The organism is Paenibacillus etheri (assembly GCF_001012825.1).
GTDB classification, from domain to species: Bacteria; Bacillota; Bacilli; order Paenibacillales; family Paenibacillaceae; genus Paenibacillus_AQ; species Paenibacillus_AQ etheri.
In genome coordinates, this window is record NZ_LCZJ02000026.1 from 184,663 (window position 1) to 199,407 (window position 14,745).

Genomic DNA, 14,745 nt, shown 5'->3' on the forward strand with positions numbered 1-14,745 from the left:
AACCAAGCTCGCTACATTCACAAACCAAGCTCGCTACATTCACAAACCAAGCTCGCTACATTCACAAACCAGCTCGCTACATTCACAAACCAGCTTGCTACATTCACAAACCAGCTCGCTACATTCACAAACCAGCTCGCTACATTCACAAACCAGCTCGCTACATTCACAAACCAGCTCGCTACATTCACAAACCATCTCCCTGGTTGCAGAATGTGCAATAGAATTTCCAAATTCTTCGCAAATAAATGAATCTATTGCACTTCATACATCAGATTCCGGCCACAAGCTCATTTAGTGCTCATTCTTTGAAATTCCATTGCAGAAAGTGCAATAGAATCAAAATCCAGCCCCTCTAGAGCGGAATCTATTGCATAGAATGCAATCAAATCAATCAAAGTAGTCAACTCAATCAAAGCATCAACCCAGTCAAAGCATCAACTCAGTCAAAGCATCAACCCAGCTCAGTCCAATCTATCCAGTTCAGTCAGACAATCTAGTAAATTCATAGTAACCCTTGTCGTAGTATGGCTTAGGCGCTCGCACACACCCGACGTCGGGCCAGTTCCTCATCCGACAACTTCAACTCTAAACGCCTCGCGGAAATTTCCACCTTGTTTCGCCGCCATTCTGCACAAGGGTCAGAGTTCCGCCAATAGTTGCTTCCGGAGCTGCAGATACGTGCGATACTTGCGATGCGTGCGCTGCGTGCGATACAAGTGTATTTCGTACACTTATATCAACTTCCGTTCCCGTAGATGGTAATTTAGTTGTACTATCTGCAATTAAAAATCCAAAATGAGCCTACAAACAGCGATTTGATAAGATTTAACTGTATGATGTGCAACTAAAATCAAAATTAGACGATTACGATATAGTGTAGTTGTATAAAGTGCAACTATTTCATCTTCACAAGCATTAGATTATTTCAATCTCGACGATTCCATCTTGCGCACCGACTCTATCTCGCCCAGCAATGCTTCTCTAAGCTCAGCAGGCAGTAGAAAGTCAAAATCACAACCAAGGTTCGCCTGAAGCACCCGCTCATGAAATAGCAAGCCATAACCCCTGTCGTAGTGCGGCTTGGGCGCTTGCCATGAGAGCCTTCGTCTTGCCAATTCCTCATCCGACACCTTCAGCTCTAAGCGCCTCGCGGAAATATCCAACTCAATTTCGTCGCCATCCTGCACAAGAGCCAGCGTTCCACCGATAGCCGCTTCCGGAGCCGCATGTACTATCAATGCACCATAGGAAGTACCGCTAATCCGCGCGTCAGAGATGCGGACCATGTCGCGTATGCCCTGCTTTAGCAGCTTTTGCGGAATCGGAATTTGTCCGATCTCCGGCATCGCTGGAGCGCCCTTCGGTCCTGCGTTCTTAAGCACTAGCACACTGTTCTCATCCACAACCAGATCGGGATCATCGATCCGATCATTCAGATCGGCCGGGCTCTCGAACACTACTGCGCGTCCAATATGCTTTTTGAGATGAGCAGATACAGCGGTTTGCTTAATCAGCGCCCCATCCGGCGCCAGATTCCCGCGCAATACGGCAATCCCGCCTTGGCTGTCCAGCGGCTCCTCCAAGGTACGAATCACATCTCTGTCCAGTGTTGCCGCCTGAACCAGATTTTCTGTAACCGTTCTGCCTGTTACAGTCAAGCAATCCCCGTGTAGCAGCGGCTCCAGTTCCTTCATCAGCGCGGGGACACCACCTGCCTCGAAATACTCCTCCATCTGATATTTGCCCGAAGGTCGCAGGTTCAAAATAAACGGCGTCCGGCTGCTGATCCGATCAAATGTCTCCAGTGGCAGCTTCATCCCGAGCCGCTGGGAGATCGCTACTAGATGGATGATGGCGTTCGTCGAGCCGCCGCTCGCCATCGTAACTGTGATCGCATTCTCTATCGCCGCTGCAGTCATGATGTCACGGGGACGAATGCCCAGGCGAACCAACTCTACGATCTGCTTTCCAGTTCGCTCAGACATATGTCTGCGTCTGCTATCCGGCGCCGGGATAGCCGCACAGCCCGGTAACGCCATGCCGATCGCTTCGGCGATCGAGGCCATCGTGCTGGCTGTGCCCATTACCATGCAGTGACCGTCACTTCGGCAAATTGCATTCTCTGCAACAGCCAGCTCATCGTCACTGATATTTCCGGCTTTATGCTCCAGCGTAAAGCCATAGCAATCTGTGCATGCTCCAAGGCTACGGCCGCCCAATCGGCCATTTAGCATAGGACCACCTGTCAGCACAATGGCTGGGATATTGGCGCTAGCGGCTGCCATCAGCTGAGCGGGCACCGTTTTATCGCAACCCCCAAGCAGCACTACGCCATCAATAGGATGTCCTTTCATCATTTCTTCCGTATCCATCGCCATCAAATTACGCAGTAGCATCGTTGTAGGCTTCACATAAGGCTCACCGATCGAGATCGTCGGGAATTCCATCGGCACTCCCCCTGCCTGCCAAACGCCGCGCTTCACATAATCCACCAATTCATTAAAATGTGAATGGCATTTATTCAGCTCACTAAACGTGTTGCAAATGCCGATTACGGGCTTGCGAAGATCTTCTTCCGTGTATCCCATAGACTTCGTGAAGGAACGATGGATAAATCCCCATAAATCTTTTTCCTGAAAATAAGCCTCACTCTTCAACCTGCCACCGGATTCAGCTACGCTCTCCTCACTGACCCTGCACTCCGCCATGACTCCAACTCCTTTTAACTACCTCACTTATAGACCAAGCATAAATGTCTCAGACAAACCCGAGAATTTCCGGTGTTATACGATGTATTATGTTCTCGATAAATTTCTGCGGTATGTGCGGAAGCTTCGTTCCCTCCACTAGAGCATTGATTTGATACAGAGCATCTAGCATCTTTTGTGTCCCAAAAAACGGATAATCCGACCCAAACAGTATTTTATCTTGTACCCCGTATTCCATCGCAGATACCAGTGCATTGTAGAACTGCCAAGGTCTGCTTCCTAACGCTGAAACGTCCATATATAGGTTAGGATGCTTGCGCACCAGTGAAATACATTCATCAATCCAGGGATGGCCCATATGTGCCACAATCATCTTCAGCTTCGGAAAAGAACGGGCAATCGGATCAAGCATCGCCGGTCTTGAAGCATCCAAATAACCCTCCGGCACAAAAGAGGTTCCCTGATGCCAAAGTATAGGTACATCCAGTTGTTCTGCTTTGGCATAGAGGGCATAATGCTTGGGATCATCTGGGTAAAAATTCTGATAGATAGGCGCAAGCTTCAGCCCTTTTAATCCCATCTCACGGATCGCAGTCTCAAATTCAGCAACACAATCCAGATGATTCGGATCTACACTCGCAAAACCGAATAATCGATCTGGATCCGTGCGACAGTAATCAGCGACATACGCATTGGGGACAACAAGTCCCGTTGCATGCGCAGCCATAGCCAGTACGATAGCACCAGAGAAGCCTTCCAAATTACGACGATGCTGCTCGGGGGTTGCTTCGATATGCATATCCGGCCCCCAAGCTCGTTTGATCGCCTCATCCGTAGGTCCTGAAACCATTCCCGGTCCAAACAAATGGGTATGACAATCGAAGATCATCATTACTCCCTCCTATTCGTTAACCATCGTATTTGTAATGGCACCAAGCTTCTCTATCTGCACCGTGACCACATCACCAGCTTGCAAATAGACCTGGTTCTCTGGAGGGTAACCCATCACTACGCCTTCTGGTGTTCCAGTCAAAATCATATCCCCCGGCGAAAGCGTCATGCATTGGGAAACATAACTGACAATCTGCTTGCAATTAAAAATCATATCCGAAGTGTTGGAGTCCTGACGTAGTTCACCGTTCACTGTGCACTGAATATCGAGCTGATTGGGATCACCCACCTCATCCGCAGTGACTAAGTAAGGCCCAATGGGTGAAAATTTATCGCAAGACTTTCCCGCTAGCCATTGACTCGTCCGCATCTGTAAATCACGCGCCGACAGATCATTAGCTGTACAATACCCGAAGACATAATCCAGCGCATCTTCCTCAGTCACATATTTCGCGGTCCGGCCGATGACGATGCCAAGCTCTGCCTCGTAGTCCACCTTCTGACTGGTCCGCGGAAGCGGGACCTCTGAGCCATGTCCGGTTAACGTATTATTAAATTTGTTGAACAGGATGGGATACTCGGGAATGGCCATTCCTGTCTCTTCCGCATGCCGGCGGTAATTCAAGCCAATACAAATGATTTTGCCAGGATCAGTAACACAGGAACCGAAAGTCAAATCTTCTTCCTGCTTCAGCCAAGATGGATTCACTTCTCCAACAGGCAACTCATTCACAAAAACCCTCAGTTGGTTAAACGCATCCTTCCCACCCTCAAGCAATTGCCTAACAGTTACTGGAACCTCCATCCGACCCGTCCGAGTGGATAATGCAGTCAGTGCCGCCTCAATATCCACCACACCACGGTCGGTTAGAATGCCCATATGAGCCTCCTCTTTTTGCAAAAAGTTAATTAGCTTCATAGATAACTCTCCTTCACTTTATGCATTTTTGCCGAAGACAAGGCCACCATCCACGTATAACGGTGAACCCATCACAAACTCGGACTCATCGGAAGCTAGAAATAGTGCGGCTCGTGCTACATCCTCTGGTTTGCCAAGCTTACCGCTAAGCTGTCTACGCTTAATGGCCGCAACCGAGGCCTCTGGATCCAGAGACGCCTTCAAATAACCTTCCACAAACGGAGTCATAATCGTACCGGGCAGCAGCGCATTTACACGAATGCCGTATGGTGCATAATCTACTTGCATCGCCTTTGTTAAAGATAGAACTGCGCCCTTAGAAGCACTGTAGGAAGCTCGCTCTGCAACTCCGATTTCAGCGATGCCAGAGGACATATTAATAATAGAACCCTTCTTGCTCTTCATCATATAAGGGAGGACAGCCTTGCAGGTTAAAAACACACCTGTCACATTAACCCGCATAACCCTCTCCCACAATTCCTTAGCAACCTCGTGCACTGCACCTACGCCACTGATCCCCGCATTATTAAAAAGTACATCGATTCGGCCAAAAGCATGAATTACCTGATCAGCCATTGCAGTAGTACTGCTAGCATCGGTAACATCACAAAGGATGAATAGCGCATTCCCACCCGATGCCTCTATTTCAGTGGCAGCTGCTTTTCCTGAATCCTCTTGGACATCGGCAATGACTACCGTCGCTCCTTCTGAAGCGAATAATGCGGCCGTACTTTTTCCAATTCCCGAGCCAGCTCCGGTGATAATGACGATCTTATCTTTGAGTCGCATCGCTTTGCCTCCTCATCCTACTCCTTAGCTTGAAAGTTTCCGGGCAACAGACCACTCACCCCTGGCTTAGTCATAAACAATCCGCCAGCAAACGGATAATCACGCAACTCCTTTTCGTGCATCCCTATCCTTGCAGTTGTAATGTAGAGTTCGGTTAGATCACTGCCTCCAAAAGTACATGAAGTCACGAGAGGTGCTGGAACTCGAATGATCCCAAGCTGTTCACCCGTCTCCGGGTTCCATCGTGATACACAGCCGCCGCCCCAATGAGCAACCCAAAGCATGCCTTCACCATCTATCGTCATTCCATCTGGATATCCAGTAGTTGTAGGGATTTGGAACGCCATTCTCCGGTTACTGATCTTTCCGGATTCTTCCTCGTAATCAAAAACATCCACCTGCCTAGTCGGCGTATCAATGTAATACATCTTGCTTCGCGTATAGTCCCAAGCCATTCCGTTCGAACAGCCGATGCCCGATAACATTTGGCGAGTGAAGCCACCAGGCTCCACAACATAGAAGCCTCCGGAATCCGGCTCTTCATCGTTCAAGCTTATCGTTCCCACCCACAGCCGGCCTTGTCGATCACATTTGGCATCATTCAATCGGTTGAGGGGCAGCTCCGCTTCTATTGAAGTTAGCTGAACAGGAGAATCCCCCGCTTGAGAGAGATAGACTCCATCCTCCATAGCCAATGCAAGTCCTCCCGAAGTAGTTGGAATCACTGCGCTGATCATCCGGTCGAATGAGCGGACTATTTCATTACCCGTGATCCGGTTGTATATTCTAAGCTTTCTTCTCGTAACATCCACCCAGTACAATAGTTCGGATTCGGCATCCCAATGCGGTCCTTCACCAAGCTCAGCCTGAGCATCAATCATCAATTCTGCCTGAATTTCTGTAATTTCCAAAACGTTCACTCCTTCTTCTATTTTTACAGCTCACTACCATTAGCCAAATGTCCACCATCCACACGAATGGTTTCTCCTGTTACATAGGAGGCTTCATCAGAAGCCAGAAAAAGAAATACATTGGCGGCTTCCCTTATGGTTGCCGCCCGCTTCATCGGTGTATGCTCCGAGTACGCTGGGAGCTTCGAAGCTTCGCGCAGCTTACGGTCAAGGGGCGTATCCACGAATCCCGGCGCCACAGCATTTACCCTGATCCCATAAGCCGCTAGCTCCACTGCCATCGATTCAGTTAGCAATATAACAGCAGCCTTAGAAGCATTGTAATGCGCAAGCTCCGAGCTTGCCGATAGACCATTTTTGGAGCTCATATTAATAATGGCCCCTCCGCCACCCTGAGAAATCATTTCCCTAGCTGCTAGCTGACCGATTAAATAAACAGCCCTTACATTGATATCAAATACTGCATTCCAGTGCTCCACCGAGATATCGAGAAAGTGTTCACGAAAGGCGATTCCGGCATTGTTCACTACAATATCTATCCCACCGAACCTTTCAAAGGCCCGGGCAACAGATTGTTCCAGTTGTGCCGCATCACGAAGATCACATACCTCCACTGCAGCTTTTCCACCATAATCCTTCAAGGTGTCCAGTACAGTAAGAAGCTCACCCTCACTTCGGTCCAGCAGAACCACCAGAGCGCCTTCTTCCAGAAATCGAAGGGCGATTCCCAGTCCAATTCCTCTCGCTGCACCTGTGACCAGCGCTCTTTTGCCAGCCAGCCTCATGTTCATCACTCCTTCGGCTCCTGATCAGAGCACCCCGTATTTATCGTAGACCTGCCGCAAGGTATATCCTTCAAGCAGTTCATCCCGTGTATGATTCTCACGAGTCACTTTATCCATGGCCAATTGGAATACTTCATCGATAATTGCGCCCGGAATTACAACGATACCATCACGATCACCAAAGATTACATCTCCGGGATGGACCATGACGCCACCGCATAGCACCGGAATGTCATAGTCGATAACAATCCCCCGCCCTTGAGAATCAACAGGTTTGGTCCCGGTAGCAAAGACAGGAAAACCAAGCTCCAGAATTTTAGCAGTATCACGGATTAGTCCATCTACAATCGCTCCGCGGCCGCCTCTCATTTTGGAAGCCGTAGACAATAGCTCTCCCCACAGTCCGTTCTGCCTCGATTCATTCGTGCAGCCGATAACAATTTCACCGGGCTTGACGCTGTCCACCGCCTCAATCTCCTTCGTGTAAGGATCTTCCGGCAAATGATGAATATCCACAGACAGAATGGTCTTTGCTCTGCCGGCGACGATCCAGGCAGGATCTATAGGGTTAATATTTTCCCGCATCACCTGATTTCGATAGCCCAATTGATCCAGCGTGTCAGAGATTACTGCGGAGTAGAGCTTTTCACACATGTTGTCGAACAATTCCTGATCCTTCATAGGCGGTTCCATCCTCCTTAAAGTTAGGTGTTTACAGCATCCTCATTTATTTAAACGCACCGGTTGGCCAGCATGAACAGATTGATAAGCGGTAAGTGCAACCTCTGTGGATCGGAGTCCATCTATTCCCGAAATCGGTACCTCCACCCCTTCTATAAGCGCCTGTACAAAAGCCTTCAGCATCAGTTCATTCATATCATCACCCCAGAAGGACCTGCTCCCTTTACCTGATACCCTTCCGTATACATTGTTTTTTTGATTAAAAGCATCAATGGAGATGACACCTTTAGTGCCAATGATTTCCACGGTCACATCCCCCCATGTCGGGAAGCCGGGATTGCGTGACCAGCTCGGATCGAGCACACCGAACACACCATTCTCAAAAGTTACATGCACCATTCCAGCATCATCAATCATCCGCTTGCGCTCTGGATCAAACAAGGTATCCGCATAGGCATACACCTGTTCTACAGAAGAACCAGAGAACCAGTTCATCAGATCCATTACATGCACAGTGTGATCTAGAACAGCACCGCCCCCCGATAGGGCTTCATCCGAGAACCATTTGGGTCCTGGAAAAGAACCTCTGTTCGTTCCTTTAAAAGCAATAATTTCACCAATATCGCCGCGATCTAGCGCTTCCTTAGCCCGCACAACGGGAGTCAGGAAGCGGCAAGGAAAGGCTGTCATGAGTTGTACTCCTTCTTCAGAGCAAACCAAAATCATGCGTTGCATCTCTTCCACCGACAAACCTAGCGGCTTCTCGCACAGGACATGCTTGCCCGCCCGGGCCGAAGCGATGGCCAGCTCACCATGATAGACATTCTCCGAGCAAATAATTACGGCATCTATATTCGCATCAGCCAGAAGTTCCTTATAGTCAGCATAATAGGGAATCGAATGATGTTTTGCGAGTGCTTCTGTTCGCTCCGGCACTTCGTCAGCAATTCCACCGACCGTCACTTCAGACATGTGCAGTAAACTCGCCAAATAGTCAAAAGCATGCGCATGCGCGAAACTGATCATGCCAATATTTAAACGGCTCACTCTATCTCCTCCTTCACTTCAAGCTTCACGGGTTGATGGGTCATTGCTGATTGCTGAGCCGCTTCAGCCCAGCGTACAGCTTCCAACGCATCCTGCGCAGTGACTATCGGCTCTTCCCCACTTATTAGACAGCTTAGAAAATGCTCCAGTTCCAAAAAATACGGATCCTTCAGCAGCACACCCGAAGGCGTCTCCACAAATCCCGATGTAGAGCCCGTTGTAATCGACTTGCGAATATGCAGACTTTCGCCATCGCCAGTCCCGCCTGAGATGATTCCTTCGGCATCCGCATATTCAAAGGAGGAATGGAACGACCCGGGATACCCCCAAAATGCTTCAAGCTGTGCAATGGTTCCATTCTTAAACCGGAAAGTGGCTGAGGCATAATTTATATCTTCCGACTGGTGCTGAAACGCATATACTTCACGGGCTTCACCAAAAGCCCCACGGATGTAATCAATATCATGAATCATTAAATCCATAATGACGCCACCGCTAAGGAGTGGGTCTCGAAACCATTCTTGCACGTTTCCGGGATGCGAACCCGCCCGCTTAGCATGGTATATTCCGCCTTGATCACTGCCAAGCTGCTTTATTCCCTCCGCAAGCTGTCTGTAAGAAGGAAAGAAGCGAACGACATGGCCCACAAACAAACTCACACCGCGTTCGCTGCAGTAGCGAATAGCTTCTTCCGCTTCCTGCGAAGTGAGTGCGAGCGGCTTCTCACAGATTACATGCGCGCCATGATCTGCTGCAATCCGTACCAGTGGTACATGTAAATAGGTCGGCACAGCAATACTGACTACCTCTGGCTTCACCTGCTCGAGCATCTCATGTACGGATATAAAATAGCTAACGCCCACTAAATTCCCCAGCACCTCAGCGGCCTTATCAACGATATCACATACGGCGACAAGCTCAGCTTCGGGCATGGACTTGTAACGGTCCGCATGAACAGTTCCCATGCTGCCGCATCCGATTACTGCTGTCCTAATCAATTCACTCACTCCTTTCAGATTGCGCTTTCCTTTACAGACGAACATCAGCACCACTTACCCGACTTTCGTTGGCCGCTTCGATGAAGCGAATCAACTCAAGCGTTAGGGAAGGTCGTACCGGTGGATCGCCCCCTCGCGCCATAGCTATAGAGTTCTTCAGCAATTGCTGATGCCCTGCGCTGTAATTTGCTCCGAGCGCGTTAATTCCGTTACTCCCCCGTTCACGGTGCAATACGATATAGAAATCAGAACCGCCTGTTCGATTCCCGCGGATCGTCCCGATTCGCCCGTCCTTCCATTGGCCGACTACCCATTCTTGCGTATCGTTACGGACAGCACGTACTGAATAGCAACCTTCTCCAAGGGCGGCATATAACATCTCAGCAGCGTGTATGCCATACCAGAATAATCCCGGTTGTGTCGGCTGTAGATCGAGTGGTCCAGTGCAATCCGCACCTAGAATAGCACCTGCACTTTCATCCCCTAAGAGGGCTACCAGCGGTCCACCGAAACGAAGCATAGAGCTGGAGAAAAATGGCGTTCCATACCTCTCCGCCAATTCCACAATCACCTTCGCATCTTCAGAAGAAACCGCTAACGGTTTGTCAATAAATACCGGTTTCCCGTAAGGAGCCAGCACCGAAAACTGTTCCTTGTGCACTCTCCCATCTACAGAAGTCAGTAGAATCGCATGGGATCTCTCCGCAACTTCTTCTATAGAATCGAGCAGCTCAACACCATAGCGCTCCTGCAATTCACTGCTAATCGGTTTCACACGTGAATAGCTTAGCTCGAAATCAGGAGAACCTCCCGGATAACCGCAGAGTAGCCTGCCACCCGGAATATATAGCGGATGGGATTCATCATTTAACAGCGCCGCGAAAATCCTGCTATGTGAAGTGTCCATTCCTACCATACCTATCTGCATCTCTTCCACTTCAACAACACCTCTTATTCGGTTGACAACCCCATGGAGTAATCCACTTATTTAGGAATTATACGTTCTTCTCTGAAACGCTCAAGTAATTCCATGTATTCTTCCCCTACTTGTTCTATGCTGTAAGTAGTTCTGGCTTTCTGTTCTCCCAATGACTTCAGGCCTTCCCGCAGGCTATTCTGCTCCAGCAGTGCGCTCAATCTGTCCACACATTCCGCTTCATTGCCTGATTCGTACAGGGAAACACTTAACGAGCCATCCAACAATTCCGGCAATGCCCCAACACTCGGGACCACCACCGGACATCTGCAGGCCATCGCCTCCAATACAGTCATCCCAAAAGATTCATTGGTTGTGGTACTAATATATAACCCACCACTCTGTGCAACTGATGAATAATAGCGATGCATCTCGTCGTAGTCCACTTTGGGAATCCACTTGAAATGCTTAATCCCCTGTTGTGCCACCTTTACCATTAGCTGTTTCTTGATCTCTTCGGGAGCCGTATATCCCCCAACAAGCATAAATTGCAGCTCTGGCATCTTCGCATTCAGCTTTCCAGCAATGTTCAAATAGGACGACCAGTTCTTATGATCATCCAGTTTACCCACCCATAAAATAGTGGCAGGCTCCTGCTCAATACCCGCTTCATATCGGAACAAATCGGTATCCAGGCAATTATTAATATGATAAGCACCCGCTATGCCGATCCCGTCCAAATAATCCTTCATGTAAGCGGAGGGAGTGATCACATAGTGAAAAGGCAGACTATCCTTCGTTGCGGCCAACTTCTGCAGGGGTTCGGAATAGGTGGTATGTACCTCATGAATAATAACCTTTCCCTCCTGTACAGGCCCAAGCGCTTCATACAGCTCGTAAGTATCAATAGTAATAATGACATCGAAATCAAAGGCTTCCATGTAGCTCTTAATTTCTTCAACCGTCCCCAGAATTCGGACATGCTCATATCCTTCAAAAGCGCTCACCCCGCCGTAATCCTCTAGAAAGGCAAAATGCACTTCCGAGTGATGCCGCAAAAATTTAAGTCTATTCGCAAGTTGAGTAGTTACCCCGCCCAGAATACAGAATTTATAAAAATATAAGATTCTCATCATTCCTCACCCTTCGTCAAGGATAGTGCAGACCTGACTAGCGCATCCGATACAACTCTGTAGTTCTTGCAAAATATAGATCGCCCTCACGGTCCATCGTCAGCAGCCGTGCATCGTCATCCAACACCTCAAGCTCCTCACTTAGCACATCAAATTTGAACATTCGATTCATCGACACGCCGTACAGATTGCCATCCTTGTAGAGCAGTTCATTACCACTACGCCAAAAATGAGTCACTGCATTCCAGTCCATGGGGAACAATGAGTAAGTCTTTACAGTTTGCTTCAGCTGTGGATCGAACCGAAATAACAGTCCTGCCGTCAAACCCCAAAGATGCCCTACATCATCTAGAACCAAGGCAGAAATAGCCCGTTCCCCTTGCACCGGTGCATCTTCCCATACTTTGCAGCGCTTCTTCATATCCCAAATCATTAGAGATGCATCGGCACGCTGAGGAGCAATTCCAAGTCCACCCCAGACGGACCCTCCAGCGAACAACAGCTGATCTCGACTAGCCAAGGACACCACACTCTGCTGCGGCAAAAGATGTCTAAACACCTCACGCGCACCGCTCGCAGGATTGTATAGTGTCAACGCTCCCCCATGCCGACCATAGGAAGGAACCGTTCCAATTGCCAGCTCTTCTCCCGCCCAAGCCCAGGCAAAAGGGCGATCCTGCTCCTCTTCCTGCAGGGAAAATAGTAGCTCTGGATTCTCACCCGGTTTCCATTCTTGGTTCGGTTCGTACTTAAAAATATTCGCTCGCGGATATACACCTAAATAAAGACAACCGCTCCCGGCAAGCATACCTTCCGTCTGACCAATCCCCCGATATGAAATGATCTTGCCGGTTGACGGATCGAATCTGGCCAGCCCACCTGCGAAATACCCTCCGATGTAGAGAGCATCATCAGGTCCGGAGGTCATGGTCTGCAAATGAACCGACTGGCCTTGCAGCCCGAAGTCCTTAATCATATGTCGATCCGTCGCTGGATCGTAAATCCAACAACTCCCGTCCCTGCATACACCAGTTAAGCAGCGCGCTTTCGGATTTAGATCATGGTTATTCAGCCAGCCATAGTCTCCCGCCGGCTCAGGCATAGCTAGTGAAGTAACGAACAGGCTTCCAGTCCGGATATCATAGCGCTGTAAATGGTCATCTTTAATGAAGTACACATTTCCCAGCTCATCCGGCGGAGAAACACTAAGACCACTCACATGATCCAGAGTGTCGCCCCACTCCTGCAGTTCCAGATCATAAATGTACAACCGTGCAGACGGTGTAATTCGAGCAAAAAGCTTACCCTGAACGATATTCAAGTCATACACCAGCTGCTCGCCCTGACAATCATCTGGTAGCCCAATCTCCGAGCGACCTCCTGTCTCCGTATCCAGTACTACAATATGAGGAGATTGTGTACCAACACCCACATAGAGCTTACCTTTCCATGCTTCCATAGATCGAGCATACTGTTCTCCAGTTATCATGGCCCCGTAATCCCTAAACACTCCTGTCACTGGATCATACTGGAACACTTTCCCTCCCGGATAACATCCCCCATAGATCCTGCCTTGCGCGTCTGCTGCTAACCGCCACGTATAGAATTCTCCGGGAATCATCTCTCCCAGGTTCTCCACACCATTTTCATGCGTGTACCTGTACAAAATGCCACTTCCCCCGATATACACTCCGCTTGCCGTTAAGACTACACCCCAGCAATGATCCGAGCCTTCCAGTGCATACCGTTCCACCGCTTGTTCACCGCTCGGGTCTAGAACAAATAAGATGCAAGGACTCCCGGAAGAAACCGCGTATATCCGGTCTACTCCTTGCCATGTTCCATAAGCCGAGGCCCAAACCGCCAGACCGTTCAGAGGCTCACCGATCCGCAGCGCCTTCATCTGCTCCCGCCTTCTTTCGTCAGTTGTTCCTTCACCTTCAGCTCTGTTCCAGAGACTGCCGCAGGATAAGCTAACACCGCTCCTAACAGATCCACTGGGTCCTCTGCATAACGCCGAAAGGCTTCTTCACAACGCTCGACCGGAAATATCGCGCTAATCAACGGCTTCACCTGAATGTCCCCTTCAGAGATCAGCCGAATATATTCAGCCATATTGCGCCCTTCCGTCCACCGCACGTAGCCGTAAGGATAGTCAACTCCCTTCCGCTCGTAGATAGGATCATATCGTCCGGGACCGCCAGCTCTAGAAATCAGCACTTGGGCTTCCTTACCGAACATCAGATCCCGAGAGAAATCTGGCTTAACATCTCCAACCAACAGTACCTTGCCGCGATCCCGTACCCACTCTAGTGCTTGATCAATAAGGTCTCCAGTTTTGCCTCCCGCGCATACGATGACTGCATCTGCTCCCATGTTCTCCGTTAGGTTAGTAAGATGTTCCTTAACCTTCTCTGGGCTAGTAGCGATATGTCTAATCCCCAGGCGCTCAGCCATCTCACAGCGCTCTGCAAGCAAATCATAGACAATCACTCGGCATCCTGCTGCCTTAGCAATCTGCGCAATCAGCTGTCCAAGAATTCCGGCACCGATCAACACAAGTGTCTCTCCAAACTGCGGTGCAACCTGCCTTACCGCATGTACTGCAATGGCTCCAAGCCCTACTGTCGATGCTTCCTCCGAACTTACATGATCAGGAATGGGCACCATCAGATGCTGAGGCATTAGCAGCCATTCTGCATGCTTCGCATAAGGACCACCATAACAAGCTACCCGAAGCCCCTCAGGCCAGTGCTCCATTCCCTTCCCACGCGTTCGGATTACACCTGCTGCACTATACCCAAGTACAATCTGTTGGGTACGTTGCAGACCATTCATCATCATTTCCGTTCCGGGGCTAATCGCCGAATATTCAGTCTGGACTAGTACAAATCCATCTTCAATGACTGGTGTCAAAACATCCGACATGCGAATCTGTCCTTCCTGAGATATTACCGCCTTCAT

14 protein-coding genes are annotated in these 14,745 nt (G+C 49.3%); all 14 read right to left on the minus strand.

Annotated features, from left to right (window positions below; all coding sequences use genetic code 11):
- Positions 1-17 precede the first annotated feature (17 nt).
- The 14 genes from UQ64_RS30915 to UQ64_RS16025 all read right to left on the minus strand — a co-directional run bounded on the left by UQ64_RS30915 (position 18) and on the right by UQ64_RS16025 (position 14,745).
- Positions 18-191: a hypothetical protein gene (locus UQ64_RS30915; protein WP_156417578.1), complete on the minus strand. Its 174-nt coding sequence runs from the start codon at positions 189-191 to the stop codon at positions 18-20.
- 732 nt (positions 192-923) lie between these two features.
- Positions 924-2,711 carry an IlvD/Edd family dehydratase gene (locus UQ64_RS15965; protein ID WP_060624433.1) on the minus strand — a complete coding sequence of 596 codons (1,788 nt, stop codon included), beginning with the start codon at positions 2,709-2,711 and terminating at the stop codon, positions 924-926.
- A gap of 49 nt (positions 2,712-2,760) precedes the next feature.
- The gene (locus UQ64_RS15970; protein WP_245238019.1) at positions 2,761-3,603 is read right to left on the minus strand and encodes an amidohydrolase family protein; all 843 of its coding nucleotides are present in this window, start codon (positions 3,601-3,603) and stop codon (positions 2,761-2,763) included.
- A 9-nt stretch (positions 3,604-3,612) separates the two neighbouring features.
- On the minus strand, positions 3,613-4,521 hold the full coding sequence (locus UQ64_RS15975) for a fumarylacetoacetate hydrolase family protein (RefSeq protein ID WP_060624435.1): 909 nt from the start codon (positions 4,519-4,521) through the stop codon (positions 3,613-3,615).
- An 18-nt stretch (positions 4,522-4,539) separates the two neighbouring features.
- Positions 4,540-5,310: an SDR family NAD(P)-dependent oxidoreductase gene (locus UQ64_RS15980; protein WP_060624436.1), complete on the minus strand. Its 771-nt coding sequence runs from the start codon at positions 5,308-5,310 to the stop codon at positions 4,540-4,542.
- 17 nt (positions 5,311-5,327) lie between these two features.
- Entirely contained in the window at positions 5,328-6,221 is an 894-nt protein-coding gene (locus UQ64_RS15985; RefSeq protein ID WP_060624437.1) for an SMP-30/gluconolactonase/LRE family protein, read from the minus strand.
- A gap of 23 nt (positions 6,222-6,244) precedes the next feature.
- Positions 6,245-7,012, minus strand: a complete 768-nt coding sequence (locus UQ64_RS15990; protein WP_082651159.1) for an SDR family NAD(P)-dependent oxidoreductase — start codon at positions 7,010-7,012, stop codon at positions 6,245-6,247.
- Positions 7,013-7,030: 18 nt separating this feature from the next.
- On the minus strand, positions 7,031-7,687 hold the full coding sequence (locus UQ64_RS15995; protein ID WP_060624439.1) for an RraA family protein: 657 nt from the start codon (positions 7,685-7,687) through the stop codon (positions 7,031-7,033).
- A gap of 42 nt (positions 7,688-7,729) precedes the next feature.
- Positions 7,730-8,734, minus strand: a complete 1,005-nt coding sequence (locus UQ64_RS16000; RefSeq protein WP_060624440.1) for a Gfo/Idh/MocA family protein — start codon at positions 8,732-8,734, stop codon at positions 7,730-7,732.
- On the minus strand, positions 8,731-9,732 hold the full coding sequence (locus UQ64_RS16005) for a Gfo/Idh/MocA family protein (protein WP_167348492.1): 1,002 nt from the start codon (positions 9,730-9,732) through the stop codon (positions 8,731-8,733). The genes UQ64_RS16000 and UQ64_RS16005 overlap by 4 nt, the downstream gene beginning before the upstream one ends.
- Before the next feature lie 31 nt (positions 9,733-9,763).
- Entirely contained in the window at positions 9,764-10,660 is an 897-nt protein-coding gene (locus UQ64_RS16010; RefSeq protein WP_060624765.1) for a Gfo/Idh/MocA family protein, read from the minus strand.
- A gap of 56 nt (positions 10,661-10,716) precedes the next feature.
- Complete coding sequence (locus tag UQ64_RS16015; RefSeq protein WP_082651160.1) at positions 10,717-11,784, minus strand: glycosyltransferase family 4 protein; 1,068 nt, start codon at positions 11,782-11,784, stop codon at positions 10,717-10,719.
- 34 nt (positions 11,785-11,818) lie between these two features.
- Positions 11,819-13,684 carry a WD40 repeat domain-containing protein gene (locus UQ64_RS16020; protein ID WP_060624443.1) on the minus strand — a complete coding sequence of 622 codons (1,866 nt, stop codon included), beginning with the start codon at positions 13,682-13,684 and terminating at the stop codon, positions 11,819-11,821.
- Positions 13,681-14,745, minus strand: a complete 1,065-nt coding sequence (locus UQ64_RS16025; protein WP_060624444.1) for a zinc-dependent alcohol dehydrogenase — start codon at positions 14,743-14,745, stop codon at positions 13,681-13,683. The genes UQ64_RS16020 and UQ64_RS16025 overlap by 4 nt, the downstream gene beginning before the upstream one ends.

Bases quoted from the DNA above. Each gene is read 5' to 3' on its own strand.
- UQ64_RS15965 (WP_060624433.1), bottom strand. From the start codon at position 2,711: ATGGCGGAGTGCAGGGTCAGTGAGGAGAGCGTAGCTGAATCCGGTGGC.
- UQ64_RS15970 (WP_245238019.1), bottom strand. From the start codon at position 3,603: ATGATGATCTTCGATTGTCATACCCATTTGTTTGGACCGGGAATGGTT.
- UQ64_RS15975 (WP_060624435.1), bottom strand. From the start codon at position 4,521: ATGAAGCTAATTAACTTTTTGCAAAAAGAGGAGGCTCATATGGGCATT.
- UQ64_RS15980 (WP_060624436.1), bottom strand. From the start codon at position 5,310: ATGCGACTCAAAGATAAGATCGTCATTATCACCGGAGCTGGCTCGGGA.
- UQ64_RS15990 (WP_082651159.1), bottom strand. From the start codon at position 7,012: ATGAACATGAGGCTGGCTGGCAAAAGAGCGCTGGTCACAGGTGCAGCG.
- UQ64_RS15995 (WP_060624439.1), bottom strand. From the start codon at position 7,687: ATGAAGGATCAGGAATTGTTCGACAACATGTGTGAAAAGCTCTACTCC.
- UQ64_RS16010 (WP_060624765.1), bottom strand. From the start codon at position 10,660: ATGCAGATAGGTATGGTAGGAATGGACACTTCACATAGCAGGATTTTC.
- UQ64_RS16015 (WP_082651160.1), bottom strand. From the start codon at position 11,784: ATGATGAGAATCTTATATTTTTATAAATTCTGTATTCTGGGCGGGGTA.
- UQ64_RS16020 (WP_060624443.1), bottom strand. From the start codon at position 13,684: ATGAAGGCGCTGCGGATCGGTGAGCCTCTGAACGGTCTGGCGGTTTGG.
- UQ64_RS16025 (WP_060624444.1), bottom strand. From the start codon at position 14,745: ATGAAGGCGGTAATATCTCAGGAAGGACAGATTCGCATGTCGGATGTT.